This is a genomic window from Pseudomonas sp. Hz4 (assembly GCF_054898165.1).
In genome coordinates, this window is the sequence record NZ_CM142719.1 from 800527 (window position 1) to 824302 (window position 23776).

The following is a 23776-nucleotide window of genomic DNA, read 5'->3' on the forward strand; positions in this document are numbered from 1 at the left end:
GCATTGGTCGGCGCGCCGTGGGTGCGTCTTTGCTTTATCAGATGGAGAGCGCTATGGCTTGGAATGAGCCGGGTGGCAACTCGAATAATCAGGATCCTTGGGGTGGCAAGCGCCGCAATAACGGCGACCGCAAGGGACCACCGGATCTCGACGAGGCCTTCCGAAAGCTGCAGGAAAGCCTGAACGGGTTGTTCGGTGGTGGTAAAAAACGCGGTGATGACGGCGGTGGTTCGGGCAGGAGTGGCGGCTTCGGCGGCATTCTTGGCATCGGCCTTGTCGTGCTCGCGGCCGTATGGCTGTACAGCGCGGTCTATGTTGTCGACGAGCAGGAGCAAGCCGTGGTGCTGCGCTTCGGCAAGTACTACGAAACCGTCGGCCCGGGCCTGAACATCTATTTCCCGCCGCTTGATCGCAAGTACCTGGAAAACGTCACGCGTGAGCGTGCCTATACCAAGCAGGGTCAAATGCTGACTGAGGACGAGAACATCGTCGAAGTGCCGCTGACCGTGCAGTACAAGATCAGCAATCTGCAGGACTTCGTGCTGAGCGTCGACCAACCGGAAATCAGCCTGCAGCACGCGACCGAAAGTGCCTTGCGCCATGTGGTGGGTTCCACCGCGATGGATCAGGTGCTGACCGAAGGTCGTGAATTGATGGCCAGCGAAATCAAGGAGCGTCTGCAACGCTTCATGGACACTTATCGCACCGGTATCACTGTCACTCAGGTCAACGTACAGAGCGCAGCGGCACCGCGTGAAGTGCAGGAAGCCTTCGATGACGTGATCCGCGCCCGTGAAGACGAGCAGCGTTCGCGCAACCAGGCTGAAACCTATGCCAACGGCGTCGTGCCGGAAGCCCGTGGTCAGGCCCAGCGCATCATCGAAGATGCCAATGGTTACCGTGACGAAACCGTCTCGCGCGCCAAGGGTGAGGCCGATCGCTTCACCAAGCTGGTCGCCGAGTACCGTAAGGCACCCGAAGTCACCCGCGAGCGTCTGTACCTGGACACCATGCAGGAAGTCTTCAGCAATACCAGCAAGGTTCTCGTGACCGGCAACAAGAATGGCCAGAGCAATCTGCTCTACTTGCCGCTGGACAAAATGGTCGAGAGTGGCCGTAACACCGGCACTTCTGTGACCGGCGCGGCAGCCACCAGCAATGAAGCGAGCGCGCGTGCGGCAGCCGATCCGCAGCAACAGCCAGCACGTACCAGGGAGAGTCGCTGATGAGCAATAAATCGCTGATCACCCTTATTGTCGTCGTCGTCGTGGCGATCGCAGCCTGGAACTGCTTCTACATCGTGGCTCAGACCGAGCGTGCGGTGCTGCTGCAATTTGGTCGTGTGGTTCAGGCCGATGTTCAGCCGGGCCTGCATGTGAAAGTGCCTTACGTTAACCAGGTGCGCAAATTCGACGCACGCCTGATGACGCTGGATGCACCGACGCAACGCTTCCTGACGCTGGAAAAGAAAGCCGTAATGGTCGATGCCTACGCCAAGTGGCGCGTGAAAGATGCCGAGCGCTTCTACACCGCGACGTCCGGCCTCAAGCAGATTGCTGATGAGCGTCTTTCCCGTCGTCTGGAATCGGGCCTGCGTGACCAGTTCGGTAAGCGCACGCTGCACGAAGTGGTTTCCGGTGAGCGCGATGCGCTGATGACCGATATCACCGCTTCGCTGAACAAGATGGCGGAAAAAGAGCTGGGCATTGAAGTTGTCGATGTTCGGGTCAAGGCCATCGATCTGCCGAAAGAAGTGAACCGCAGCGTGTTCGAGCGCATGAGTTCCGAGCGTGAGCGTGAAGCTCGCGAGCATCGCGCCAAGGGTAACGAGCTGTCAGAAGGCATTCGTGCCGACGCCGATCGTCAACGCCGTGTGTTGCTGGCTGAAGCCTATCGTGAATCCGAAGAGGTTCGCGGTGACGGTGATGCCCAGGCTGCTGCGATCTACTCCAAGGCCTACGGCCAGGATCAGGAGTTCTACGGTTTCTATCGTAGCCTGCGTGCCTACCGTGAAAGCTTCGCGAACAAATCCGACGTCATGGTCCTGGACCCAAGCAGCGACTTCTTCCGTTACCTGGAAAAAGCCAAGCCTTGATACGACGTTGACCTGAATCATCCCCCGCCTGGCGGCTAAAACCTCGGGCGGGGTGATCCTTTGGGAAAACGTGTGTATGATGCGGCAGCCGGGAAATTCCCGGCTTTTTTGCGTCTGCACGTTTGATTGCTGTTTTTATGCAGGTGCCCGAGTTGAATGACTCGACAGGTTTTTCGAGGAAAGTGGTTGGCGAAGCCGATTTCAGGCTTTTCGCCCCGTTGTTCATGCGCGTGGTTTGTGCGCCTGAGCCGATCATTTTCTGCTTCACTCAAGGCTCGCCCAAAGGCTTGCCGCCCGGATCATAGGGGAATGGCGTAATGGCAACGGTAGACCGCTGGCTGCTGCCAGATGGCATCGAAGAAGTACTGCCACCAGAGGCGGCGCGTATCGAAGTAGCGCGCCGTCAGGTGTTGGATCTGTTCCAGAGCTGGGGTTACGAGTTTGTCGTGACTCCCCATATCGAGTACCTGGAATCCCTGCTGACCGGCGCGGGCCAGGACCTTGATCTGCGTACCTTCAAGGTCATCGACCCGCAATCGGGCCGGCAGATGGGTTTCCGTGCCGACATCACGCCGCAAGTGGCGCGCATCGATGCGCACACCTTGCGTCGCGAAGGCCCGAGCCGCCTGTGCTATGCCGGTAGCGTGCTGCACGCTCAGCCGCGCGCCTTGTCGTCCTCGCGCAGCCCGATCCAGCTGGGCGCCGAGTTGTACGGCGATGCCAGTCCGAGCAGCGACGTGGAGGTGATCAGCCTGATGCTGGCCATGCTGCAATTGGCCGATGTGCCGGATGTGCACATGGACCTCGGTCATGTCGGCATCTACCGCGGCCTGGCTCGCGCCGCCGGTTTGTCCGGTGAAGTTGAACAACAGTTGTTCGACGCGTTGCAACGTAAAGCCATCGACGAGGTCATTACCTTGACCGAAGGCTTGCCTGCCGATCTGTCGGGCATGTTGCGGGCGTTGGTCGACCTGTGTGGCGGCCGTGAAGTATTGAGCGCTGCCCGCGAGCGTCTGGCGAATGCGCCTGCGCCAGTTCTGGCAGCTCTGGACGACCTGCTGGCGATTGCCGAGCGTCTGTCCGCGCGTTTCCCGGAATTACCGCTGTACTTTGACCTGGGCGAGTTGCGCGGCTACCACTACCACACTGGTGTGGTGTTCGCGGTGTTCGTGCCGGGTGTTGGCCAGTCCATTGCTCAGGGCGGTCGTTATGACGACATCGGCGCCGACTTCGGTCGCGCTCGTCCGGCAACCGGCTTCTCTACCGATTTGAAAACCCTGGTGACCCTGGGGCGTGCTGAGATCGAGTTACCGTCTGGCGGTATCTGGATGCCTGACAGTACGGATGCGGCACTCTGGCAGCAGGTTTGCCAATTGCGCAGTGAGGGTCAGCGTGTCGTTCAGGCATTGCCTGGGCAACCTTTGGCCGCCGCCCGTGAAGCGGACTGCGACCGGCAATTGATTCAGCAGAACGGGCTTTGGCAAGTATCGCCACTGGCTTCTTGAGTTTTCCTGCCGGCCGCGGCCGGCACCAAGTTTGCGCGAATGAGGACAAGTGTTATGGGTAAGAATGTCGTAGTCCTGGGCACCCAATGGGGTGATGAGGGCAAAGGCAAGATCGTTGATCTGCTGACCGAACATGCTGCCGCCGTAGTGCGCTACCAAGGTGGTCACAACGCTGGTCACACCCTGGTGATCGACGGCGAAAAAACCGTCTTGCACCTGATCCCGTCGGGCGTGCTGCGCGCAGGCGTGCAGTGCCTGATCGGCAACGGCGTGGTGGTTGCACCCGACGCACTGCTGCGGGAAATCATCAAGCTGGAAGAGAAAGGCGTACCGGTGCGTGAGCGCCTGCGTATCAGCCCTTCCTGCCCGCTGATCCTGTCCTATCACGTAGCGCTGGACCAGGCTCGTGAAAAGGCCCGTGGCGAGTTGAAGATCGGTACGACCGGTCGCGGCATCGGCCCTGCGTACGAAGACAAGGTTGCGCGTCGCGGTCTGCGCATCGGTGACCTGTTCCACCGTGAGCGTTTCGCCGCCAAGCTGGGCGAGTTGCTGGATTACCACAACTTCGTACTGGTCAATTACTACAAAGAACCCGCAATCGACTTCCAGAAGACGCTCGACGAGTGCATGGAATACGCCGAGCTACTCAAGCCGATGATGCTCGACGTCACCGCTGAGCTGCACGAGCTGCGTCGTGCTGGCAAAGACATCATGTTCGAAGGCGCCCAAGGCTCCCTGCTGGACATCGACCACGGTACCTACCCGTACGTCACCAGCTCCAACACCACGGCGGGCGGCATCGCCACCGGTTCGGGTTTTGGTCCGATGTACCTGGATTACATCCTCGGTATCACCAAGGCCTACACCACTCGCGTGGGTTCGGGTCCGTTCCCGACTGAGCTGTTCGACGACGTGGGTGCTTTCCTGGCCAAGCGTGGCCACGAGTTCGGCGCTACCACTGGCCGTGCCCGTCGTTGCGGCTGGTTCGATGCCGTCATCTTGCGTCGCGCTATCGACGTCAACAGCATCTCGGGCCTGTGCCTGACCAAGCTGGACGTGCTGGACGGTCTGGAAACCATCAACATCTGCGTTGGCTACAAGAACCAGGATGGTGCAGTGATCGACGCACCGACTGACGCCGACAGCTACATCGGCCTGGAACCGGTGTACGAAGAGATGCCAGGCTGGACCGAATCCACTGTCGGTGCCAAGACCCTGGAAGAGTTGCCGCAAGCTGCTCGCAACTACATCAAACGCGTCGAAGAGTTGGTCGGTGCACCGATTGACATTATTTCGACGGGCCCGGACCGCAACGAAACCATCGTTCTGCGTCACCCGTTCGCTTAATAAGTCGTTGATGTAAAACACAAAGGGTCCTTAGTTGGGCCCTTTTTCGTTTATGTCGTCTACACGGCATGACCTTTGCTGTGATTACCTCTTCTGGCGTGCCATCAATTTAATGGCGTCAAAGCAGAGGGATTTCCTGTGTCGGCCGTTCTCTCACTGTTACAAAGCCGTCTATTGCGGCCCGTGTTCGTTACCCTAGGTATCGCCCTTTTGGTGCAGGTGCTGGTAGCTGTTGCTCTGACTCGGAGCACAGTGACCGCACTCGAAGCCGATTTGGGTGTGCGCCTGGGTGCCGACAGTCAAAAACTCTCTGGCGAACTTGAGCAGGCAGGGCGTGAAGTCACGTCGAGCCTCGACAGCCTCTCCACCAGTACTCGTCAACGCCTTACGGCCGGTTTGTCCTCGCGATTGAAGGACGAGCAGGCACAACTGCGTGCGACGCTGGAAAAGGATCTGAAGGACTCCGCCAATGATATGGCGCAGCTTCTGGCCTCGGTCGCACCCCGCGCCATGTGGGACAGCGACGTTCCAACCCTGTCCGAATTCGCTCGCCGGGCCCAGCGTAACCCCAGCGTGTTGTTCGTGGTCTACGACGACGCTACGGGGCAGCACCTGACGCGCTACCTGAACCGGGAGAACCCGATCAACAAGGCGCTTCTGGAGAAAGGCCAAGGCGAGCGTGCCCTGGACAAGGTTCTGGATGCGGCAAAGAACGATCCATCGGTCTATTACCTCGAAGCCTCGATCAACCCCAACGGGGTGGAAATCGGCAAGGTCTTGATGGGCGTCTCGACCGTCTCGGTGGAAACCGATCTGGCGGCCCTGGACAAGCGCTTCTCGGCGCTGATCGCCAGCAGTGATCAACTGGTCGGCGACAGCCTCAAGGGCGCGGCGGCTGACAGCGCCACGGCGATGCGTGCGCGTTTGACGTCTGCTCAGTCCACGGCATCTGAAATGAAAGACAACACCACCAGCACTGTGCAGGAAGCCGCGGCGACCTTGCGCTGGCGCATCGGCATGGGTCTGGCGCTGGTGGGGTGCGGTGTGCTGCTGTTGCTCGCGGTGGTGCTGGGCCGTCGAGTGGTCAACCGCTTGAAAATGCTCATCGCTGCCATGGACGACCTGGCGGCGGGCGAGGGCGATCTGACCAAGCGCGTGCAGATCAACAGCAAGGACGAAATCGGCGACATGGCCTCGGCGGTCAATCGCTTTGTGGATAAATTGCAGCCGATCGTGCGCGAAGCGGGCGATGTCGCCCAGCGTACCGGTGTGGAAATCGGTGCCATGACCTTGCGCAACGCCGGGGCCGATGCGGCAGCGGGCATGCAGCGTGATGAAGTGGCCGAGAGCTTGCGCGCCTTGTCGCAAATGGCTGACGAAGCCCAGTCTGAAAGCCACGCCATGCAGGCGGCTTTGAAGCAGGTGGTGGATATTCGTCAGGCCACCGATGAGAACACTCGCACATCAGCGAAAGTCGGTAGCCTGATCGAGGCGCTGGCTGGTCAGGTCGATACCGGTGCGAAAGTCATCGAGCGGCTGGCGCAACAGAGTGAGCAAATTGAAGTGGTGTTGACGGTGATCCATGGGATCGCCGAGCAAACCAACCTGCTGGCGCTGAACGCGGCCATCGAAGCGGCACGAGCTGGCGAAACCGGCCGCGGGTTTGCCGTGGTAGCGGACGAGGTGCGTGCGCTGGCGAGCAAGACACAGAGCTCCACCGGCGACATTCAGGCGCATATCGTTGCCTTGCAGCAAGGTGCGCGTGAGGCGGTGGCCGCGATCGGTCAGGCCGGGCGTCAGGCCAGCGAAGGTTTGCTGGTACTGCGTGACAGTGCGCGGTTGCAGCAATCAGTGCAGGTGTCGGTCGAGCAAGTGCATGCGGCGATTGGTCTGGCGACGCAGGCAGCGGCGCATCAGGCACAAGGCGCGCAGGCGGTGCGTGGTCGGGTTGAGACCATTCATGCGCAGGCTGAGAAAGCGGCTCAAGCCGTGGTGGAAACCACGGCCAGCGGCAAGGTACTGGATGGGTTGGCGGCGCAGTTGAAGGCCAGCCTGGGGCAGTTCAGGGCTTAGGATTTGTATTGGTTGGTCCGACGTCATCGCGAGCAGGCTCGCGATGACGATCTCAACGACTCAAATACATCCGGGTCGTTAACAGGTACACAGGCAACCCTGACACCAAAATCAACAACGCCGCATAAGGCGCCGCCGCCGCAAACTCCACATTCGCGGTATGCGCCCAGACTTCCGTCGCCAGCGTATTGAGTCCGGTAGGACTCAGCAGCAGCGTCGCCGTCAGTTCCTTCATTGCATCCAGAAACACCAGTGCAAACGCTGCACCGAGTGCTGGAAAGATGATCGGCAACGTCACCCGGCAAAACGCACTGAAGGACGACGCCCCCAGCGTGCGTGCCGCCTCTTCCAGTTGCGGCGCAGCCTTGTTCAGTGCCGTGCGAATCGGCGCCTGAGCCAGCGGCAGAAACAGCAACGCATAAGCGATCAGCAACAACGCCGAGGTCTGGTACAGCGCCGGCACATAGTGCAGGGCGAAATACACCAGCGTCAGTGCGATCACCAGTCCTGGCAGTGCGTGCAGCAGATACGGCAGGCGTTCGGCCCAGATTGCCAGTTGACCTTTATAGCGCACCACCAACAGCCCAACCGGCACAGCCAGCACCAGGCACAGTGCTGCGCCACCGAGGGAGAGTGCCAGTGACGACAACAGCGCTTCGCTGATCGCCGCCACGGGGAATGCGGCTGAGGAACCTACGGCTAGCCAGTACACCAACATGCCCAGCGGAATGCCGCTGCCGATGATCGCCAGCGCCAAACAGTAAACCTGCCCAACCGCCGACCACGGTCCCAGGCAAACCTGCTCCGCACGCCGCGCCGCGCCTTGACCGGTGCGCACATGCCGGCCCTTGCCGCGCACCCGCAGCTCAAGCCAAAGCAACACCAGACACAGCGCCAGCAATACGGCCGAAAGCATGGCTGCGTTGGCGTTACTGAATTCGAGCTCGAACTGTTGATAGATCGCAGTTGTGAAGGTCGGCAGGCCGATGATCGACAGTGCGCCGAACTCCACCAGCATGTGCAGGGCGATCAGCAGCGAACCGGCCAGCAACGAAGGCCAGAGCAGCGGCAGGGTGATCCTGAAGAACACGCCCCAGCGATTCTGCCCAAGGGTTCGTGCGGACTCCTCAAGAGAGGGATCAAGATTGCGCAGGGTCGCCGCGACCGGCAGAAATATCAGTGGGTACTTGGACAGGGTCATCACCAGGATTGCCCCGCCGAGCCCTTCGAAGTGGGCGCTCAACGAGACCCAGGTAAAACTGCTGACAAATGCCGGCACCGCGAACGGCAAGCACAGGATGACGCCCCACAAGCGTCGCCCCGGCAGATTGCTACGCTCCAGCAGCCACGCCAGCGACAGGCCGATCACGCCGCAGGCCAGCGTCACGCCGGCCATCAGTGCCAAGGTATTGCGCAGCAGTCCGAACACATAAGGCCGCCAAAGCAGGTGCAGTGCTTCGGCCCAACCGGCCTGCCAGGTTTTGAGCCCGACATACATCAGCGGCAAGAGGCTGAGCACTACCAGCAGTAAAACCGGGAGCAACAACCAGATCGATGGCCGCTTGCGCCGTGGCATGTAACCCCCGCGCGAGACGGGGGCGGATAACGATGCGCTCATCAGTTCAAGCCAACGTCACGTTCCAGGTCCAGGGCTTGTTCGGCATTGCCAAGATCGGCTGGCGTGACCTTCGGCGCCTCAAGTTCGCTGAACGGCTTGAGTCCGCGATCCGATTCCATGCCTTGGTGCAGCGGGTACTCGGCGGTGGTCTGAGTGATTACGCGCTGACCTTCTTCGCTGGCCATATACGCGAGGAATTGCTGTGCTTCTTTTGGATGCTTGCTGGACTTCAGCACTGCCGCACTGGAGACGGTGATCAGCCCGCCGACGTCGCCGCCGGTAAAGTAATGCAGTTTCGAATCGAGCAGGCCTTTCTCACGCTGCAAAGCGAACCAGTAGTAGTTGTTCACCAGCACGGTGGCGATTTCGCCGTTTTCCACCGCCTTCAGCGCAACCATGTTGTTGCTGTAAGTCTTGCCGAATGCGCGTAGGCCGGTCAGCCATTCTTCCGCAGCGTCCATGCCATGCACTTTGATGATTGCCACAGCCTGTTCCTGGAAGGCGCCGCTGGTAGGCACGAAGCCGACCTTGCCTTGCCATTTCGGCTCGGAGAACTCCATCACCGACTTCGGCAGATCCTTCTCGTCAATCAGCTTGGGGTTGTAGGCGACGACGCGGACTCGCGCGGTGATGCCGATCCAGGTGCCATTGCCAGCGACATAGTCTTTCGGCAGAACGGCGAGGGTGGCGACATCGGTCTGGGCCAGCAGGCCTTGTTCTCCGAGTTTATTCAGTGGGGGCGACTCTTCGGTATAAATCACGTCGGCGGGGGAGCGATCACCTTCTTCGACGACCTGGCTGGCGAGCTGGTTGCTGCTGCCTTTACGGACATTGACGTGAATCCCGGTCTTGGCTTCGAAGGCTTTGGCAATTGCGTCGCCGACTTCCTTGTGTTGACCGTTATAGAGTGTCAGGGAAGCGGCATCGGCGGCCTGGGTGAAGGGAGTAGCGAGTGCCAGGCCGAGCAGGGTGAAGGTCAGGCCGCGGCGCAGGGTATTTCGAAACATCATTCGCAGGGTTCCTCACTGTCGCATTGCAAAATCTTGCAACAATGATAAACGATATTGTTTCTCAAGTGCGCCTTGCGGGGCGGAGAAGGGTTTGCTAGAGCGTTCAGGACTTATTTTTCAAACCCCGGAAACGCAAAAACCCGCTTTCGCGGGTTTCTGTGAAATTCAAGATCGTGATCTTGAATTTGAATTGGTGCCCAGAAGAAGACTCGAACTTCCACGACCTTGCGGTCACCAGCACCTGAAGCTGGCGTGTCTACCAATTTCACCATCTGGGCATCATCGCAAGCGTTGCCGCTGTTGATGTGGCGCACTATACGGAGAGCTTTTTGATCTGTAAACCCCTGATTTAGTATTAATAAATCAGGGGCTTAGAATGCAAAAAACCCGCTTTCGCGGGTTTTTGTGTGAGCCTTGAAATTGTTCTAATCTCAAGCTCGAAATTGGTGCCCAGAAGAAGACTCGAACTTCCACGACCTTGCGGTCACCAGCACCTGAAGCTGGCGTGTCTACCAATTTCACCATCTGGGCAGTATCGGCAACGTCTCCGTCGTCGATGGCGCGCACTATACGGAGCGTCTTTTTAACTGTAAACCCCTGACATCAAAAAAACCTGGAAAATACTACCAGTGGCATTTAAATCAGCTTTGCAGTGTCGATAAAGGGCTTTAGATCGGCTGTCATAGCCTGAAATTTCCCGTTTCATTACGCCTATGCCAAACTAACCCGCATATAGACAAGGTGAAAACTCTCTAATGGCCGATTGGCAGTCCCTCGATCCCGAGGCCGCTCGTGAAGCGGAAAAATATGAAAACCCTATTCCTAGCCGTGAACTGATCCTTCAGCACCTTGCTGATCGGGGTTCGCCTGCTAACCGCGAGCAGCTGGTCGAAGAGTTTGGTCTGACCACAGAAGACCAGCTCGAAGCCCTGCGTCGCCGTCTGCGCGCCATGGAGCGCGACGCTCAACTCATCTATACCCGTCGCGGCACCTATGCGCCGGTGGACAAGCTCGACCTGATCCTGGGCCGCATCAGCGGTCACCGTGACGGCTTTGGCTTCCTGGTCCCGGACGACGGCAGTGACGACCTGTTCATGAGCCCGGCGCAAATGCGCCTGGTGTTCGATGGTGACCGTGCCCTGGCCCGTGTTTCCGGCCTCGACCGTCGCGGTCGCCGCGAAGGCATGATCGTCGAAGTGGTATCCCGTGCCCACGAGACCATCGTCGGCCGTTACTTCGAAGAGGGCGGTATTGGTTTTGTCGTCGCGGACAATCCGAAGATCCAGCAAGAAGTGCTGGTCACCCCGGGTCGTAACGCCAACGCCCAAATCGGTCAGTTCGTCGAAGTGAAGATTACTCACTGGCCGACACCACGCTTCCAGCCGCAAGGCGACGTGGTCGAAGTCGTGGGCAACTACATGGCGCCGGGCATGGAAATCGATGTCGCCCTGCGCACCTACGATATTCCTCACGTCTGGCCTGAGGCAGTGCTGAAAGAAGCCGCCAAGCTCAAGCCTGAAGTCGAAGAGAAAGACAAAGAGAAGCGCATCGACCTGCGCCATCTGCCGTTCGTGACCATCGACGGCGAAGATGCTCGCGACTTCGATGACGCGGTCTACTGCGAAGCCAAACCGGGCAAGCTGCGCCTGTTCTCCGGCGGCTGGAAGTTGTACGTGGCCATTGCCGACGTCTCCAGCTACGTGAAAATCGGTTCGGCGCTGGACAACGAATCTCAGGTGCGCGGCAACTCGGTGTACTTCCCCGAGCGCGTCGTGCCGATGCTGCCTGAACAGCTGTCCAACGGCCTGTGCTCGCTGAACCCGCATGTCGATCGCCTGGCCATGGTTTGCGAGATGACCATCTCCAAATCCGGCGAGATGACCGATTACTGCTTCTACGAAGCGGTGATTCATTCCCACGCGCGCCTGACCTATAACAAGGTCAGCGCCATGCTGGAGACGCCGAAAGTCACCGAAGCGCGTCAGCTTCGTGGCGAATACAACGACGTCCTGCCGCACCTCAAACAGCTGTACGCGCTGTATAAGGTTCTGTTGGCGGCCCGTCACGTGCGTGGTGCGATCGATTTCGAAACGCAGGAAACCCGGATCATCTTCGGCACCGAACGCAAGATTGCCGAGATCCGTCCGACCGTTCGTAACGACGCTCACAAGCTGATCGAGGAATGCATGCTGGCGGCCAACGTGGCCACCGCTGAATTCCTGAAAAAGCACGAAATTCCTGCGCTGTATCGCGTCCACGATGGCCCGCCACCGGAGCGTCTGGAAAAACTGCGCGCCTTCCTTGGCGAGCTCGGCCTGTCCCTGCACAAGGGCAAGGACGGTCCGTCGCCGAAGGATTACCAGGCACTGCTGGCCAGCATCAAGGACCGTCCGGATTTCCACCTGATCCAGACCGTTATGCTGCGTTCGTTGAGCCAGGCGGTGTACAGCGCCGATAACCAGGGCCACTTCGGCCTGAATTACGAAGCCTATACCCACTTCACTTCGCCGATCCGCCGCTACCCGGACTTGCTCACGCACCGGGCGATTCGCAGCGTCATCCATTCGAAAATGGACACCCCGCACGTTCGCCGTGCCGGCGCGATGACCATTCCGAAGGCGCGCATCTATCCGTACGACGAAGCGATTCTGGAGCAGCTCGGCGAGCAGTGCTCGATGAGTGAGCGCCGTGCCGACGAAGCAACCCGTGACGTTGTGAACTGGCTCAAGTGCGAGTTCATGAAGGATCGCGTGGGCGAGTCGTTCCCGGGTGTGATCACTGCCGTGACCGGTTTTGGACTGTTCGTCGAGCTTACAGACATTTATGTCGAAGGCCTGGTGCACGTCACCGCGCTGCCGGGCGATTACTACCACTTCGATCCTGTACATCATCGCCTGGCCGGTGAGCGTACCGGTCGCAGCTTCCGCCTTGGCGATACCGTTGAGGTGCGCGTGATGCGCGTCGACCTCGACGAGCGCAAGATCGACTTCGAGATGGCTGAAAAAACCATCAGCGCGCCGATCGGTCGCAAGAAGCGTGGGACTGAAGCGACTGCACCGGCTGCCGCTTCTACAAAAACAGCGGCAGAACCGGCCCCGGCTAAAACCGGTCGTCGTCCTGCCAAGGAAAAGGCTGTCGAAGCCTATCGCCCGAGCGATGCCGCGGCGAAAAATGCCGAGCTGCGCAAAAGCCGCGAAATGAAGCAGGCGTTGCTGTCTGACGCGAAAAGCGGCGGTAAAGCGGCGTCTGGGGGAAAGACCGGACGGTCGGCGCCTGACAAGGCTCCCGGCGGCAAGCCAGCCAAACCGAGTAAACACCGTAAAGGCCCGCCAAAAGCGGGTTCCGCTCCTGCTGCCAAAAGTGGCGGGGCGCGTAAACCTAAGGCCAAGTCATGAGTCAGTTGGAAAAGATCTACGGCGTGCACGCAGTAGAAGCGTTGCTGCGTCACCACCCGAAACGCGTCAAGCAGATCTGGCTGGCTGAAGGCCGCAGCGATCCGCGGGTCCAGACGCTGATCCAGCTGGCGAACGAAAATCGCGTAGCCGTCGGCAACGCCGAGCGTCGCGAGCTGGATGCCTGGGTCGAAGGCGTGCACCAGGGCGTGGTCGCGGAGGTGAGTCCGAGCCAGGTCTGGGGCGAAGCGATGCTCGACGAGCTGCTCGATCGCACCGAAGGCGCACCGCTGCTGCTGGTGCTCGACGGCGTGACCGATCCGCACAACCTCGGTGCCTGCCTGCGTTCTGCCGATGCGGCGGGCGCATTGGCGGTGATCGTTCCGAAAGACAAGTCGGCCACGCTGACCCCGACGGTACGGAAAGTTGCCTGTGGCGCGGCGGAAGTGATTCCGTTGGTCGCCGTGACCAACCTGGCGCGCACCCTGGAAAAACTCAAGCAGCGTGGCTTGTGGGTCGTCGGTACGGCGGGCGAGGCTGAGCAGAGTCTGTATCAGCAAGACATGACCGGCCCGACCATCCTGATCATGGGTGCTGAAGGCAGCGGCATGCGTCGCCTGACTCGCGATCTGTGCGACTACCTGGTGCACTTGCCGATGACCGGCAGCGTCAGCAGTCTCAACGTTTCCGTGGCGACCGGAGTGTGCCTGTTCGAGGCTCAGCGCCAACGCAGCGTCAAAGCTGCCGGAACCGCCAAAAAGTCCTGATCCTGCTCAATAGATCATTCCCACGCTCCGCGTGGGAATGCATCCATCGACGCTCCGCGTCATCCAATCGCTGATTGTTCAAATAATCACCAATTGCCTTGCGCCTCTTCTGTCCCTTCTCTACAATTGCGCCCCTTGCTGTGACGGCAGGCACGCATGTGTCTATCGCAAGCAAGTCCATAAGTGTCATTCACTCCTTGTCTGACCGCTTTTTAGCGGCAGGCTACAACCCGTAAGGAGCATTCATGCGTCATTACGAAATCATCTTTTTGGTCCACCCGGATCAAAGCGAGCAAGTCGGCGGCATGGTAGAGCGTTACACCAAGCTGATCGAAGAAGACGGCGGCAAAATCCACCGTCTGGAAGATTGGGGCCGTCGTCAACTGGCCTACGCAATCAACAATGTTCACAAGGCTCACTACGTGATGCTGAACGTTGAGTGCACTGGCAAGGCCCTGGCCGAGCTGGAAGACAACTTCCGCTACAACGATGCAGTGATCCGTAACCTGGTCATCCGTCGCGAAGAAGCCGTTACCGGCCAATCCGAGATGCTCAAGGCTGAAGAAAACCGCAGTGAGCGCCGTGAGCGTCGCGACCGTCCTGAGCACGAAGGCGCTGAAAGCGCTGATAGTGATGACAGCGACAACAGCGATAACGCTGACGAGTAATCCACGGACCTTTTAAGGAGCCTATCAAATGGCACGTTTCTTCCGTCGTCGTAAATTCTGCCGCTTCACCGCTGAAGACGTGAAAGAGATCGATTACAAAGATCTCAACACTCTGAAAGCTTATGTATCCGAGACCGGCAAAATCGTTCCAAGCCGTATCACCGGTACCAAAGCACGTTATCAGCGTCAGCTGGCCACCGCTATCAAGCGCGCCCGCTTCCTGGCCCTGCTGGCCTACACCGACAGCCACGGCCGCTGAGATCGGGCAGTCGACACGTAGCAAAGGATTGAATGCATGCGAGCCATAGCTGAGTTCATCATGCGCGGCCGTATGCAGGCCACTCTGGTAGTGGCTGGATGCGCAGCATTGCCGTTGTTGTACTGGTTGGGTGCTGCCGCTGGATGCTTTGTGCTCCTGCGGCGCGGATTGAAGGACGCCTCGAGCGTTCTTGCTCTGGGACTGCTGCCGGCATTGATCTGGTGGCTTTACGCCGATGACCCACGCTCACTTCTGGTGTTGCTGGGGTCTTGGAGCCTTGCGTTGGTTTTGCGCGCAAGTGAGTCCTGGAACCGCGTGCTGCTGGTCAGCATAGCGATGGGAGTGGTGTTTGCAGTGGTGCTGGGGACAGTTTTTGCTCCCCAAATCGAGATGCTGGCGCAGGCTTTGATAAAAGTCATGCCGTCGCTACTCGGTGATGTCTACCAGAAGTTGTCGGTAGACGAGCAAGCGCATTTTGCGTCCCTGATTGCACCGGTCCTGACCGGCCTGATTGCGGCCTTGTTGCAAATCGTCAGTGTGCTGAGCCTGATTGTCGGGCGCTACTGGCAGGCGTTGTTGTACAACCCGGGTGGTTTTGGTCGCGAGTTTCGCGCCATCCGCTTCCCGCTTCTACCAGCGATGTTGCTGCTGGCGTGCATGCTTCTGGGGCCGAACATCGGTCCACAGATGGCCATGTTGACGCCGTTGTGCAGCGTGCCGCTGGTGTTCGCCGGGCTGGCCCTGATTCATGGGCTGGTGGCGCAGAAGCGACTGGCCAGGTTCTGGCTGGTGGGGTTGTACGTCACGCTGTTGCTGTTCATGCAGCTGATCTATCCGTTGCTGGTGGTCTTGGCCATCGTCGACAGCCTGATTGATTTTCGCGGTCGTTCGGCGCCGAAAGACGCCGATAGCGCGAACGGTGAAGGTTAAAAGTTAAGAGGATTTTCACATGCAACTGATCCTTCTGGAAAAAGTCACCAATCTGGGCAACCTGGGTGACAAAGTGAACGTTAAGGCTGGTTACGGTCGTAACTACCTGCTGCCTTACGGCAAAGCTACCGCTGCGACCGCTGCCAACCTGGCTGCGTTCGAAGAGCGTCGCGCTGAGCTGGAAAAAGCCGCAGCAGACCGTAAAACTTCGGCTGAAAGCCGTGCCGCCCAACTGGCTGAGCTGGAAGTGACTATCACTGCCACTGCCGGTGACGAAGGCAAGCTGTTCGGTTCGATCGGCACCCACGACATCGCTGATGCACTGACCGCCTCTGGCGTTGAAGTTGCAAAAAGCGAAGTTCGTCTGCCGAACGGCACCATCCGCAACGTAGGCGAATTCGACGTAGCCGTGCACCTGCACGCCGAAGTTGAAGCCACCGTACGCGTTGTCGTGGTAGCAGCTTAAGCAGCACTTGTCGGCTGGCACCCTCGGGTGCTTGCCGGTAACATCGGGCACGATCCTGTTTACAGGTCGTGCCCTTTGTCTTTCTGTAACCCCTGCTTTTCTTAAATAAACCAAGTGGCCATGAACGATATCTCCGCTCCCGAGCAATACGATCTGCAAACCGCTTCCCTGAAGGTGCCGCCGCATTCCATCGAGGCCGAACAGGCCGTGCTCGGTGGTCTGATGCTGGACAACAACGCCTGGGAACGCGTGCTCGATCAAGTCTCCGACGGCGATTTCTATCGACATGACCACCGCCTGATCTTCCGCGCGATCGCCAAACTGGCCGACCAGAACTCGCCGATCGACGTCGTGACCCTTGCCGAGCAATTGGACAAGGAAGGCCAGACCTCGCAGGTCGGCGGCCTTGGTTACCTTGGTGAGCTGGCGAAAAACACGCCGTCCGTCGCCAACATCAAGGCCTATGCGCAGATCGTCCGCGCACGAGCAACGTTGCGGCAGTTGATCGGCATCGCCACCGAAATCGCCGACAGCGCCTTCAACCCGGAAGGCCGCTCGGCTGAAGAGATTCTCGACGAAGCCGAGCGCCAGATATTCCAGATCGCCGAGGCCCGGCCAAAAACCGGCGGCCCGGTGAGCGTGAATGACCTGTTGACCAAGGCCATCGACCGTATCGATACGCTGTTCAACACTGACAACGCGATTACGGGACTCTCCACCGGTTATACCGATCTCGACGGCATGACCAGCGGCTTGCAGCCGTCCGACCTGATTATCGTCGCCGGCCGTCCATCCATGGGTAAAACCACCTTTGCGATGAACCTGGTGGAAAACGCCGTCTTACGCAGCGACAAGTGCGTACTGGTCTACTCGCTCGAAATGCCAGGCGAATCGCTGATCATGCGTATGCTGTCGTCCCTTGGCCGGATCGATCAGACCAAGGTTCGTGCCGGTCGCCTCGACGACGACGATTGGCCGCGCCTGACCTCGGCGGTCAACTTGCTCAACGATCGCAAGCTGTTCATCGACGATACGGCTGGTATCAGCCCCTCGGAAATGCGAGCGCGGACTCGGCGTCTGGTGCGTGAGCACGGCGATGTCGGGCTGATCATGATCGACTACCTGCAATTGATGCAGATCCCGGGTTCGAGCGGCGACAACCGGACCAACGAGATTTCTGAAATCTCCCGTTCCTTGAAGGCCCTGGCCAAGGAATTCAACTGCCCGGTGGTGGCGCTGTCCCAGCTCAACCGCTCCCTGGAGCAACGACCGAACAAGCGCCCGATCAACTCCGACTTGCGGGAATCCGGAGCGATCGAGCAGGATGCTGACGTGATCATGTTCGTGTACCGGGACGAGGTTTACCACCCGGAAACCGAGCACAAAGGCATTGCCGAGATCATCATCGGCAAGCAGCGGAACGGCCCGATCGGTACGTCACGACTGGCGTTCATCGGTAAGTACACCCGCTTCGAAAACCTGGCGCCGGGCAGCTATAACTTCGACGACGAGTAAGTTGCCGAGAGTCGCAATTTCCGACTATAGCCGTCGGAATTGGTTATTTTTTGTGCTATATTCCGCGCCCGCGATTTTTCATCTCAACACCGGTCATCGTCATGCAAACAGCCAAGCCGTTATTTGACTATCCCAAGTACTGGGCCGAATGTTTCGGCCCGGCGCCATTCCTGCCGATGAGCAGGGAGGAGATGGATCAGCTTGGCTGGGATTCCTGCGACATCATCATCGTCACCGGTGATGCGTACGTTGACCATCCGTCGTTTGGCATGGCGATCATCGGCCGGCTGCTGGAGTCGCAAGGCTTTCGCGTCGGGATCATCGCCCAGCCAAACTGGCAGTCCAAAGACGACTTCATGAAGCTCGGTGAGCCGAACCTGTTCTTCGGCGTCGCGGCCGGCAACATGGACTCGATGATCAACCGCTACACCGCCGACAAAAAAATCCGCTCCGATGACGCCTACACCCCCGGTGGCCTGGCGGGCAAACGTCCGGACCGCGCGAGCCTGGTTTACAGCCAGCGCTGCAAGGAAGCCTACAAGAACGTGCCGATCGTTCTTGGCGGCATCGAAGCTTCCCTGCGCCGCATCGCCCACTACGATTACTGGCAGGACCGGGTGCGCAACTCGATCCTGATCGACGCCTGCGCCGACATCCTGCTCTACGGCAACGCCGAGCGCGCGATCGTCGAAGTCGCCCAGCGACTGTCCTACGGTCACAAGATCGAAGACATCACCGACGTGCGCGGTACCGCGTTCATCCGTCGCGATACGCCGAAAGACTGGTACGAAATCGATTCCACGCGCATCGACCGTCCGGGCAAGATCGACAAGATCATCAACCCGTACGTGAACACCCAGGACACCCAAGCCTGCGCCATCGAGCAGGAAAAGGGTCCGGTCGAAGATCCAAGCGAAGCCAAAGTCGTGCAGATTCTGGCCAGCCCGAAAATGACCCGCGACAAGACCGTGATTCGTCTGCCTTCGGTTGAAAAAGTCCGTGGCGACGCCGTTCTTTATGCTCACGCCAACCGCGTGCTTCACTTAGAAACCAACCCGGGCAACGCCCGTGCATTGGTTCAGAAGCACGGCGAAGTCGACGTCTGGTTCAACGCGCCTCCGATTCCGATGACCACCGAAGAAATGGACTACGTGTTCGGCATGCCCTATGCGCGCATTCCGCACCCGGCGTACGGCAAGGAAAAGATCCCTGCCTACGACATGATCCGCTTCTCGGTGAACATCATGCGTGGCTGCTTCGGCGGATGCACCTTCTGCTCGATCACCGAGCACGAAGGCCGGATCATCCAGAACCGTTCCGAAGAATCGATCATTCGCGAAATCGAAGAGATTCGCGACAAGGTGCCAGGTTTTACCGGGGTCATTTCCGACCTCGGCGGCCCGACCGCGAACATGTACCGCATCGCCTGCAAGACCCCGGAAATCGAATCCGCGTGCCGCAAGCCTTCGTGCGTGTTCCCCGGCATTTGCCCGAACCTGAACACCGACCACTCGTCGCTGATCCAGCTGTATCGCAGCGCTCGTGCCTTGCCGGGTGTGAAGAAGATTTTGATCGCGTCTGGCCTGCGTTACGACCTCGCAGTCGAGTCGCCGGAATACGTCAAAGAGCTGGTGACCCACCACGTCGGTGGTTACTTGAAGATCGCCCCGGAACATACCGAGGAAGGTCCGCTCAACCAGATGATGAAGCCGGGCATTGGCAGCTATGACAAGTTCAAGCGCATGTTCGAGAAGTACTCCAAAGAAGCCGGGAAAGAGCAGTACCTGATTCCGTACTTCATTGCCGCTCACCCGGGCACCACCGACGAAGACATGATGAACCTGGCCCTGTGGCTCAAGGGCAACGGCTTCCGTGCCGACCAGGTGCAGGCGTTCTACCCGTCGCCAATGGCCACCGCCACCGCGATGTACCACTCGGGCAAGAACCCGCTGCGTAAGGTCACTTACAAGAGCGACGCCGTGACCATCGTCAAGAGCGAAGAGCAGCGTCGTCTGCACAAAGCGTTCTTGCGTTATCACGACCCGAAAGGCTGGCCGATGCTGCGTGAAGCGCTGACCCGCATGGGCCGCGCTGACCTGATCGGGCCGGGCAAGAATCAGTTGATCCCGCTGCACCAGCCGGCGACAGACAGCTATCAGAGTGCCCGTCGCAAGAACTCGACACCGGCCGGCAGCCATAAAGTGGCTCAGGAAAAGACCACCAAGATCCTGACCCAGCACACGGGCTTGCCACCGCGCGCCAGTGATGGCGGCAACCCGTGGGACAAGCGTGAACAGGCCAAGGCTGCGGCGTTTGCCCGCAACCAGCAGGCGGCCAAGGATCGTAAAGATGCGGCCAAAGGCAAAGGACCCAAGCCTGCGCGTAAGCCGGTTGTACCGCGCTAAACCTCGCTAGCTCTGAACAGAACGCCAACCTTCGGGTTGGCGTGATCGTTCCCACGCTCTGCGTGGGAATGCCTCAAGGGACGCTCCGCGTCCAGTGACGCGGAGCGTCACGGACTGCATTCCCACGCAGAGCGTGGGAACGATCAAGCCCCTCCTCCGCAACATTTCCGTGCAACTCCTCCCAACCAATTTCCCGCATCGCCCGATTTTGGAGCTGTACTGCCTCAAGCAACCGGAGAAAGCGCCAGCGCTGCTGGATGGCATAAGTCTTGCGCGCTTTCCAATACGCTTAAGGCTCGCAGGAGGCACGCCGTGTCGAAAGTCTCTCCCGAGCAGCACTTCATCAACTGGCAGCAGGACCCCCAGGGCAATTACCAGGCGCGATTGGTGTTCCCGGAGAAAACCGATGAGCTGCGGATCGAAGTCGATCTGCTGGCGGAGATGGCGGTCTTCAATCCGTTCGACTTCTTCCTAGAGCCCTACGCAGAAAAGATCCCTTTCGCTTACGCCGCGGATGAGCGCAAAGAGCTGGCGCCGTACCTGGAAACCTTGCCCCTGACGCCAAAGCTCAAGGCTTACCTGGACGGTATCGACCGCACGCCTCTGCCCAGTGTCGATTTCCTCGTCGCGCTCAATCAGCGCCTGAGCGAAGACATCGGCTACCTGATCCGGAGCCAGGTGTGCAAACCCCCGAACACACCTTGGAACATGCCTCCGGTTCTTGCCGCGACTCCGCGTGGTTGCTGGTGCAACTGCTGCGCAACCTCTGTCTGGCGGCGCGTTTCGTCTCCGGTTACCTGATCCAGCTCACCGCCGATGTCAAAAGCCTCGACGGCCCGTCGGGCACTGACGTGGACTTCACCGACCTGCACGCCTGGTGCGAGGTCTATTTGCCCGGTGCTGGCTGGATCGGCCTGGACGCGACCTCAGGGTTGTTTGCCGGTGAAGGACACATTCCGTTGGCCTGTAGCCCCGATCCGGGTTCTGCGGCACCGATCAGTGGCTTGGTTGAACCGTGCAAGTGCGAATTCACCCACGCAATGTCGGTGGAGCGAATTTGGGAAGCACCGCGGGTAACAAAGCCCTACACCGAAGACCAGTGGCTGGCGATCCAGGCCTTAGGTCGGCAGATCGATGCCGACCTGCTCGAGGGGGACGTACGCCTGACCATGGGCGGTGAACCGACCTTCGTATCCATCGACGATCCGGACGGTGCCGAATGGAACACCGCTGCGCTCGGGCCGGACAAGCGGCGTCTGTCCGCTGAATTGTTCCAGCGCATGCGTAAGCACTACGCGCCAAAGGGACTGGTGCATTTCGGTCAGGGCAAGTGGTACCCCAGCGAGCAATTGCCGCGCTGGTCGCTGAACTGTTATTGGCGCCGCGACGATGTGCCGATCTGGCACAACAGCGCGTTGATTGCCGATGAGCAGCAAGACTACGGGGCCAATGACGAGTTGGCCGGGCGTTTTCTGGCAAGTGTCGCCGAGCGCCTGAAAATTCCTACACGGTTTGTATTTCCGGCCTACGAAGACAATGTCTATTACCTCTGGCGCGAAGGCACGTTGCCGCAGAACGTCAGCGCCGAAGACTCCCGTCTTGAAGAGCCTTTGGAGCGTGCGCGCCTGCGCAAAGTCTTCAGCCAAGGCCTGGACAAGGTCATCGGTCAGGTCCTGCCGCTGGCGCGCACCGCCAAGGAGAAGGGCGGTTGTACTTGTTCATGCCGCCGCTGGAGCGGGTCGAGGATTATCTGGAACTGGTCAGCGCCATCGAAGCCACCGCCGAGGAGTTGCATTGCCCGGTATTGCTGGAAGGCTATGAGCTTCTTTACGAAGAAGCGCGCCAGACCCGACTCACCACCGAGAAATTCATGATCGATGGCCGGCATACCGGCACCGGCGGCGGTAACCATTTTGTACTGGGAGGCGCGACTCCGGCTGACTCACCGTTTCTGCGCCGTCCGGATTTACTGCGCAGCCTGATCAACTACTGGCATAACCACCCGTCCTTGTCCTACGGCGCTGGTGGCTCGGTTTTGGCGTGAGCCCTACGCACCGCCGAAGTGGGCGCGCTGGGGTACCGAATTGCACGATCGTTTCCTGTTGCCGCACTTCATCGAACAGGGTTTCGCCGACGTTATCGTCGACCTTAATGCCGCCGGTTATCCGGTGGGGACCGAGTGGTTTGCGGCGCATCTGGAGTTTCGTTTCCCCAAGGTCGGCGATTACGCGGTCAGCGGCATAGAACTGCAATTGCGCCAGGCGCTGGAGCCTTGGCATGTGCTGGGAGAGGAGGGCGCTGTCGGCGGCACGGTGCGTTACGTGGATTCGTCGCTTGAACGCTTGCAGGTCAAACTCACTGGCCTGCCACCACAGCGTTACGTGCTGACCTGCAACGGCATTGCGGTGCTTTCGATCAGGCCGGACTGGAATGGCTGCTGGAGCTGGGCAACAGCAGCATCACGTACCGTTCGCGGTATCTGGCGGTGGCGCAACTGATTCCGGTGCTCGACCTGTTGCTGCTCGACGAGCAGAACCCCCACGCCGTGCTGTTCCAGTTGAAACTGGTGACTCGTACGTTGAAACGCTTGAATGACGACTTCGGCGTGCCTCGTGAAGCGGGGTTGCCGCAGTGGGTGGAACGCTTGGCACAGTTCGATCTGGGATGCCTGGAGAACCCGCTGTTCGGCGCAGCCAGCGTTCGGGCGGCCATTGAGGGTCTGGCCGACCTGTTGCAAGAAATCGCCGACGCCAGCGGGCAAGTGTCGGATCGACTGGCCTTGCGCCATTTCGCCCATGTCGATGACGTCAGCCAGCGCACGGTGTCCGTCTGATGAGCGCCCACTACCAGATTCTCCACGACACCCATTATCACTACGACAGCCCGGTCTCTCTGGCTCAGCAGCTCGCGCACCTGTGGCCGCGAACGTGTGCCTGGCAGCGCTGCACCGAACAGCAATTGCAGATCAGTCCCGCCCCGACATCACGCCGCGATGAACTGGATGTGTTCGGCAATCCGCTGACCCGGTTGGCGTTCGAGCGGCCGCACGATGAATTGCTGGTCAATGCCCGGCTCACCGTCGAAGTGCTGGCCCGGCCGGCGCTGGATTTCAATCAATCTCCCGCGTGGGAAGAAACCCGCAGCGCGCTGACTTACAGCAGTCAGCCGCTTTCCCCGCAATTGCTGGAAGTGTGTCGTTACCGGTTCGAATCGCCCTACGTGCATTTGAAGCACAACTTCGTCGAGTTCTCGCAAACCTGTTTTCTACCGGAGCGGCCGCTGATGCTGGGTGTACAGGCGCTGATGGAGAAAATCCTCAGCGAATTCACGTTCGATGCCGAAGCGACTCAGGTGGCGACGCCGCTGGTGGAAGTGCTGGAGCGCCGGCGCGGCGTATGTCAGGACTTCGCTCACCTGATGCTTGCTTGCGTACGCTCTCGTGGGTTGGCGGCCCGTTACATCAGCGGCTATCTGCTGACCCAGCCACCACCGGGCCAGCCGCGACTGGTCGGCGCCGATGCTTCACATGCCTGGGTTTCAGTGTTTTGCCCGGTGCTGGGCTGGGTGGATTTCGACCCGACCAACAACGTGCGACCAGCGCTGGAACACATCACTTTGGCCTGGGGCCGGGATTTCTCCGATGTCTCGCCGTTGCGTGGGGTCATTCTGGGCGGCGGCAACCATGACCCGGAAGTCCGCGTCACCGTAATGCCACTAAATTAATCG

General features: G+C 59.6%; 16 protein-coding genes, 2 tRNA genes and 2 pseudogenes. 16 read left to right on the top strand and 4 right to left on the bottom strand.

What is annotated here, in order from left to right:
• The first annotated feature begins 53 nt into the window (after window positions 1-53).
• The 5 genes from hflK (at window position 54) to ACYZTR_RS03605 (ending at window position 7020) form a co-directional block, all read left to right on the top strand.
• Window positions 54-1226, top strand: a complete 1173-nt coding sequence (hflK, locus tag ACYZTR_RS03585) for an FtsH protease activity modulator HflK (RefSeq protein WP_461976509.1) — start codon at window positions 54-56, stop codon at window positions 1224-1226.
• Complete coding sequence (gene hflC / locus ACYZTR_RS03590; RefSeq protein ID WP_309675164.1) at window positions 1226-2095, top strand: protease modulator HflC; 870 nt, start codon at window positions 1226-1228, stop codon at window positions 2093-2095. Before hflK ends, hflC begins: the two co-directional genes overlap by 1 nt.
• Before the next feature lie 317 nt (window positions 2096-2412).
• Window positions 2413-3600 carry an ATP phosphoribosyltransferase regulatory subunit gene (locus ACYZTR_RS03595; RefSeq protein ID WP_461961568.1) on the top strand — a complete coding sequence of 396 codons (1188 nt, stop codon included), beginning with the start codon at window positions 2413-2415 and terminating at the stop codon, window positions 3598-3600.
• A gap of 54 nt (window positions 3601-3654) precedes the next feature.
• Window positions 3655-4947, top strand: coding sequence for an adenylosuccinate synthase (locus tag ACYZTR_RS03600; RefSeq protein WP_149630033.1), 1293 nt, complete (start codon window positions 3655-3657; stop codon window positions 4945-4947).
• Between the two features lie 138 nt (window positions 4948-5085).
• Window positions 5086-7020 carry a methyl-accepting chemotaxis protein gene (locus tag ACYZTR_RS03605; protein WP_461976511.1) on the top strand — a complete coding sequence of 645 codons (1935 nt, stop codon included), beginning with the start codon at window positions 5086-5088 and terminating at the stop codon, window positions 7018-7020.
• A 52-nt stretch (window positions 7021-7072) separates the two neighbouring features.
• Here ACYZTR_RS03605 and ACYZTR_RS03610 read toward each other — a convergent pair whose 3' ends face one another.
• From ACYZTR_RS03610 to ACYZTR_RS03625, 4 genes are all read right to left on the bottom strand, one after another.
• Complete coding sequence (locus ACYZTR_RS03610; protein WP_461976513.1) at window positions 7073-8638, bottom strand: ABC transporter permease; 1566 nt, start codon at window positions 8636-8638, stop codon at window positions 7073-7075.
• Complete coding sequence (locus ACYZTR_RS03615) at window positions 8638-9648, bottom strand: extracellular solute-binding protein (protein WP_461976515.1); 1011 nt, start codon at window positions 9646-9648, stop codon at window positions 8638-8640. The genes ACYZTR_RS03610 and ACYZTR_RS03615 overlap by 1 nt, the downstream gene beginning before the upstream one ends.
• A 191-nt stretch (window positions 9649-9839) precedes the next feature.
• Window positions 9840-9926 (bottom strand) — tRNA-Leu (locus ACYZTR_RS03620).
• A 166-nt stretch (window positions 9927-10092) separates the two neighbouring features.
• A tRNA-Leu gene (locus ACYZTR_RS03625) sits at window positions 10093-10179 on the bottom strand.
• 224 nt (window positions 10180-10403) lie between these two features.
• On the opposite strand from ACYZTR_RS03625, the gene rnr reads away from it, so the two are divergent.
• The 11 genes and pseudogenes from rnr to ACYZTR_RS03680 all read left to right on the top strand — a co-directional run bounded on the left by rnr (window position 10404) and on the right by ACYZTR_RS03680 (window position 23773).
• Window positions 10404-13043: a ribonuclease R gene (gene rnr / locus ACYZTR_RS03630; protein WP_461976517.1), complete on the top strand. Its 2640-nt coding sequence runs from the start codon at window positions 10404-10406 to the stop codon at window positions 13041-13043.
• Window positions 13040-13807, top strand: coding sequence for a 23S rRNA (guanosine(2251)-2'-O)-methyltransferase RlmB (gene rlmB / locus ACYZTR_RS03635; protein WP_282376701.1), 768 nt, complete (start codon window positions 13040-13042; stop codon window positions 13805-13807). The genes rnr and rlmB overlap by 4 nt, the downstream gene beginning before the upstream one ends.
• 245 nt (window positions 13808-14052) lie before the next feature.
• Window positions 14053-14475: a 30S ribosomal protein S6 gene (gene rpsF / locus ACYZTR_RS03640; RefSeq protein ID WP_003217491.1), complete on the top strand. Its 423-nt coding sequence runs from the start codon at window positions 14053-14055 to the stop codon at window positions 14473-14475.
• A 28-nt stretch (window positions 14476-14503) separates the two neighbouring features.
• Window positions 14504-14734, top strand: a complete 231-nt coding sequence (gene rpsR / locus ACYZTR_RS03645) for a 30S ribosomal protein S18 (RefSeq protein WP_002551829.1) — start codon at window positions 14504-14506, stop codon at window positions 14732-14734.
• A 36-nt stretch (window positions 14735-14770) separates the two neighbouring features.
• The gene (locus tag ACYZTR_RS03650) at window positions 14771-15664 is read left to right on the top strand and encodes a hypothetical protein (RefSeq protein ID WP_461976519.1); all 894 of its coding nucleotides are present in this window, start codon (window positions 14771-14773) and stop codon (window positions 15662-15664) included.
• Between the two features lie 19 nt (window positions 15665-15683).
• Window positions 15684-16130: a 50S ribosomal protein L9 gene (gene rplI, locus ACYZTR_RS03655; RefSeq protein ID WP_003197251.1), complete on the top strand. Its 447-nt coding sequence runs from the start codon at window positions 15684-15686 to the stop codon at window positions 16128-16130.
• Between the two features lie 120 nt (window positions 16131-16250).
• On the top strand, window positions 16251-17645 hold the full coding sequence (dnaB, locus tag ACYZTR_RS03660) for a replicative DNA helicase (protein ID WP_282376703.1): 1395 nt from the start codon (window positions 16251-16253) through the stop codon (window positions 17643-17645).
• A 101-nt stretch (window positions 17646-17746) separates the two neighbouring features.
• Window positions 17747-20050: a YgiQ family radical SAM protein gene (locus ACYZTR_RS03665; protein WP_461976521.1), complete on the top strand. Its 2304-nt coding sequence runs from the start codon at window positions 17747-17749 to the stop codon at window positions 20048-20050.
• 312 nt (window positions 20051-20362) lie between these two features.
• Window positions 20363-22548, top strand: a pseudogene (locus ACYZTR_RS03670) (transglutaminase family protein).
• Window positions 22446-22883, top strand: a pseudogene (locus tag ACYZTR_RS03675) (alpha-E domain-containing protein); the annotation flags it as partial. The pseudogenes ACYZTR_RS03670 and ACYZTR_RS03675, both read left to right, overlap by 103 nt.
• Window positions 22883-23773, top strand: coding sequence for a transglutaminase family protein (locus tag ACYZTR_RS03680; RefSeq protein ID WP_461976523.1), 891 nt, complete (start codon window positions 22883-22885; stop codon window positions 23771-23773). The pseudogene ACYZTR_RS03675 and the gene ACYZTR_RS03680, both read left to right, overlap by 1 nt.
• Window positions 23774-23776: the final 3 nt, after the last annotated feature.

What these genes read in the sequence shown, in the direction of transcription:
- hflK (WP_461976509.1), top strand. Translation starts at nt 54, where the DNA reads ATGGCTTGGAATGAGCCGGGTGGCAACTCGAATAATCAGGATCCTTGG.
- hflC (WP_309675164.1), top strand. Translation starts at nt 1,226, where the DNA reads ATGAGCAATAAATCGCTGATCACCCTTATTGTCGTCGTCGTCGTGGCG.
- ACYZTR_RS03595 (WP_461961568.1), top strand. Translation starts at nt 2,413, where the DNA reads ATGGCAACGGTAGACCGCTGGCTGCTGCCAGATGGCATCGAAGAAGTA.
- ACYZTR_RS03600 (WP_149630033.1), top strand. Translation starts at nt 3,655, where the DNA reads ATGGGTAAGAATGTCGTAGTCCTGGGCACCCAATGGGGTGATGAGGGC.
- ACYZTR_RS03610 (WP_461976513.1), bottom strand. Translation starts at nt 8,638, where the DNA reads ATGAGCGCATCGTTATCCGCCCCCGTCTCGCGCGGGGGTTACATGCCA.
- ACYZTR_RS03615 (WP_461976515.1), bottom strand. Translation starts at nt 9,648, where the DNA reads ATGATGTTTCGAAATACCCTGCGCCGCGGCCTGACCTTCACCCTGCTC.
- rnr (WP_461976517.1), top strand. Translation starts at nt 10,404, where the DNA reads ATGGCCGATTGGCAGTCCCTCGATCCCGAGGCCGCTCGTGAAGCGGAA.
- rlmB (WP_282376701.1), top strand. Translation starts at nt 13,040, where the DNA reads ATGAGTCAGTTGGAAAAGATCTACGGCGTGCACGCAGTAGAAGCGTTG.
- rpsF (WP_003217491.1), top strand. Translation starts at nt 14,053, where the DNA reads ATGCGTCATTACGAAATCATCTTTTTGGTCCACCCGGATCAAAGCGAG.
- rpsR (WP_002551829.1), top strand. Translation starts at nt 14,504, where the DNA reads ATGGCACGTTTCTTCCGTCGTCGTAAATTCTGCCGCTTCACCGCTGAA.
- ACYZTR_RS03650 (WP_461976519.1), top strand. Translation starts at nt 14,771, where the DNA reads ATGCGAGCCATAGCTGAGTTCATCATGCGCGGCCGTATGCAGGCCACT.
- rplI (WP_003197251.1), top strand. Translation starts at nt 15,684, where the DNA reads ATGCAACTGATCCTTCTGGAAAAAGTCACCAATCTGGGCAACCTGGGT.
- dnaB (WP_282376703.1), top strand. Translation starts at nt 16,251, where the DNA reads ATGAACGATATCTCCGCTCCCGAGCAATACGATCTGCAAACCGCTTCC.
- ACYZTR_RS03665 (WP_461976521.1), top strand. Translation starts at nt 17,747, where the DNA reads ATGCAAACAGCCAAGCCGTTATTTGACTATCCCAAGTACTGGGCCGAA.
- ACYZTR_RS03680 (WP_461976523.1), top strand. Translation starts at nt 22,883, where the DNA reads ATGAGCGCCCACTACCAGATTCTCCACGACACCCATTATCACTACGAC.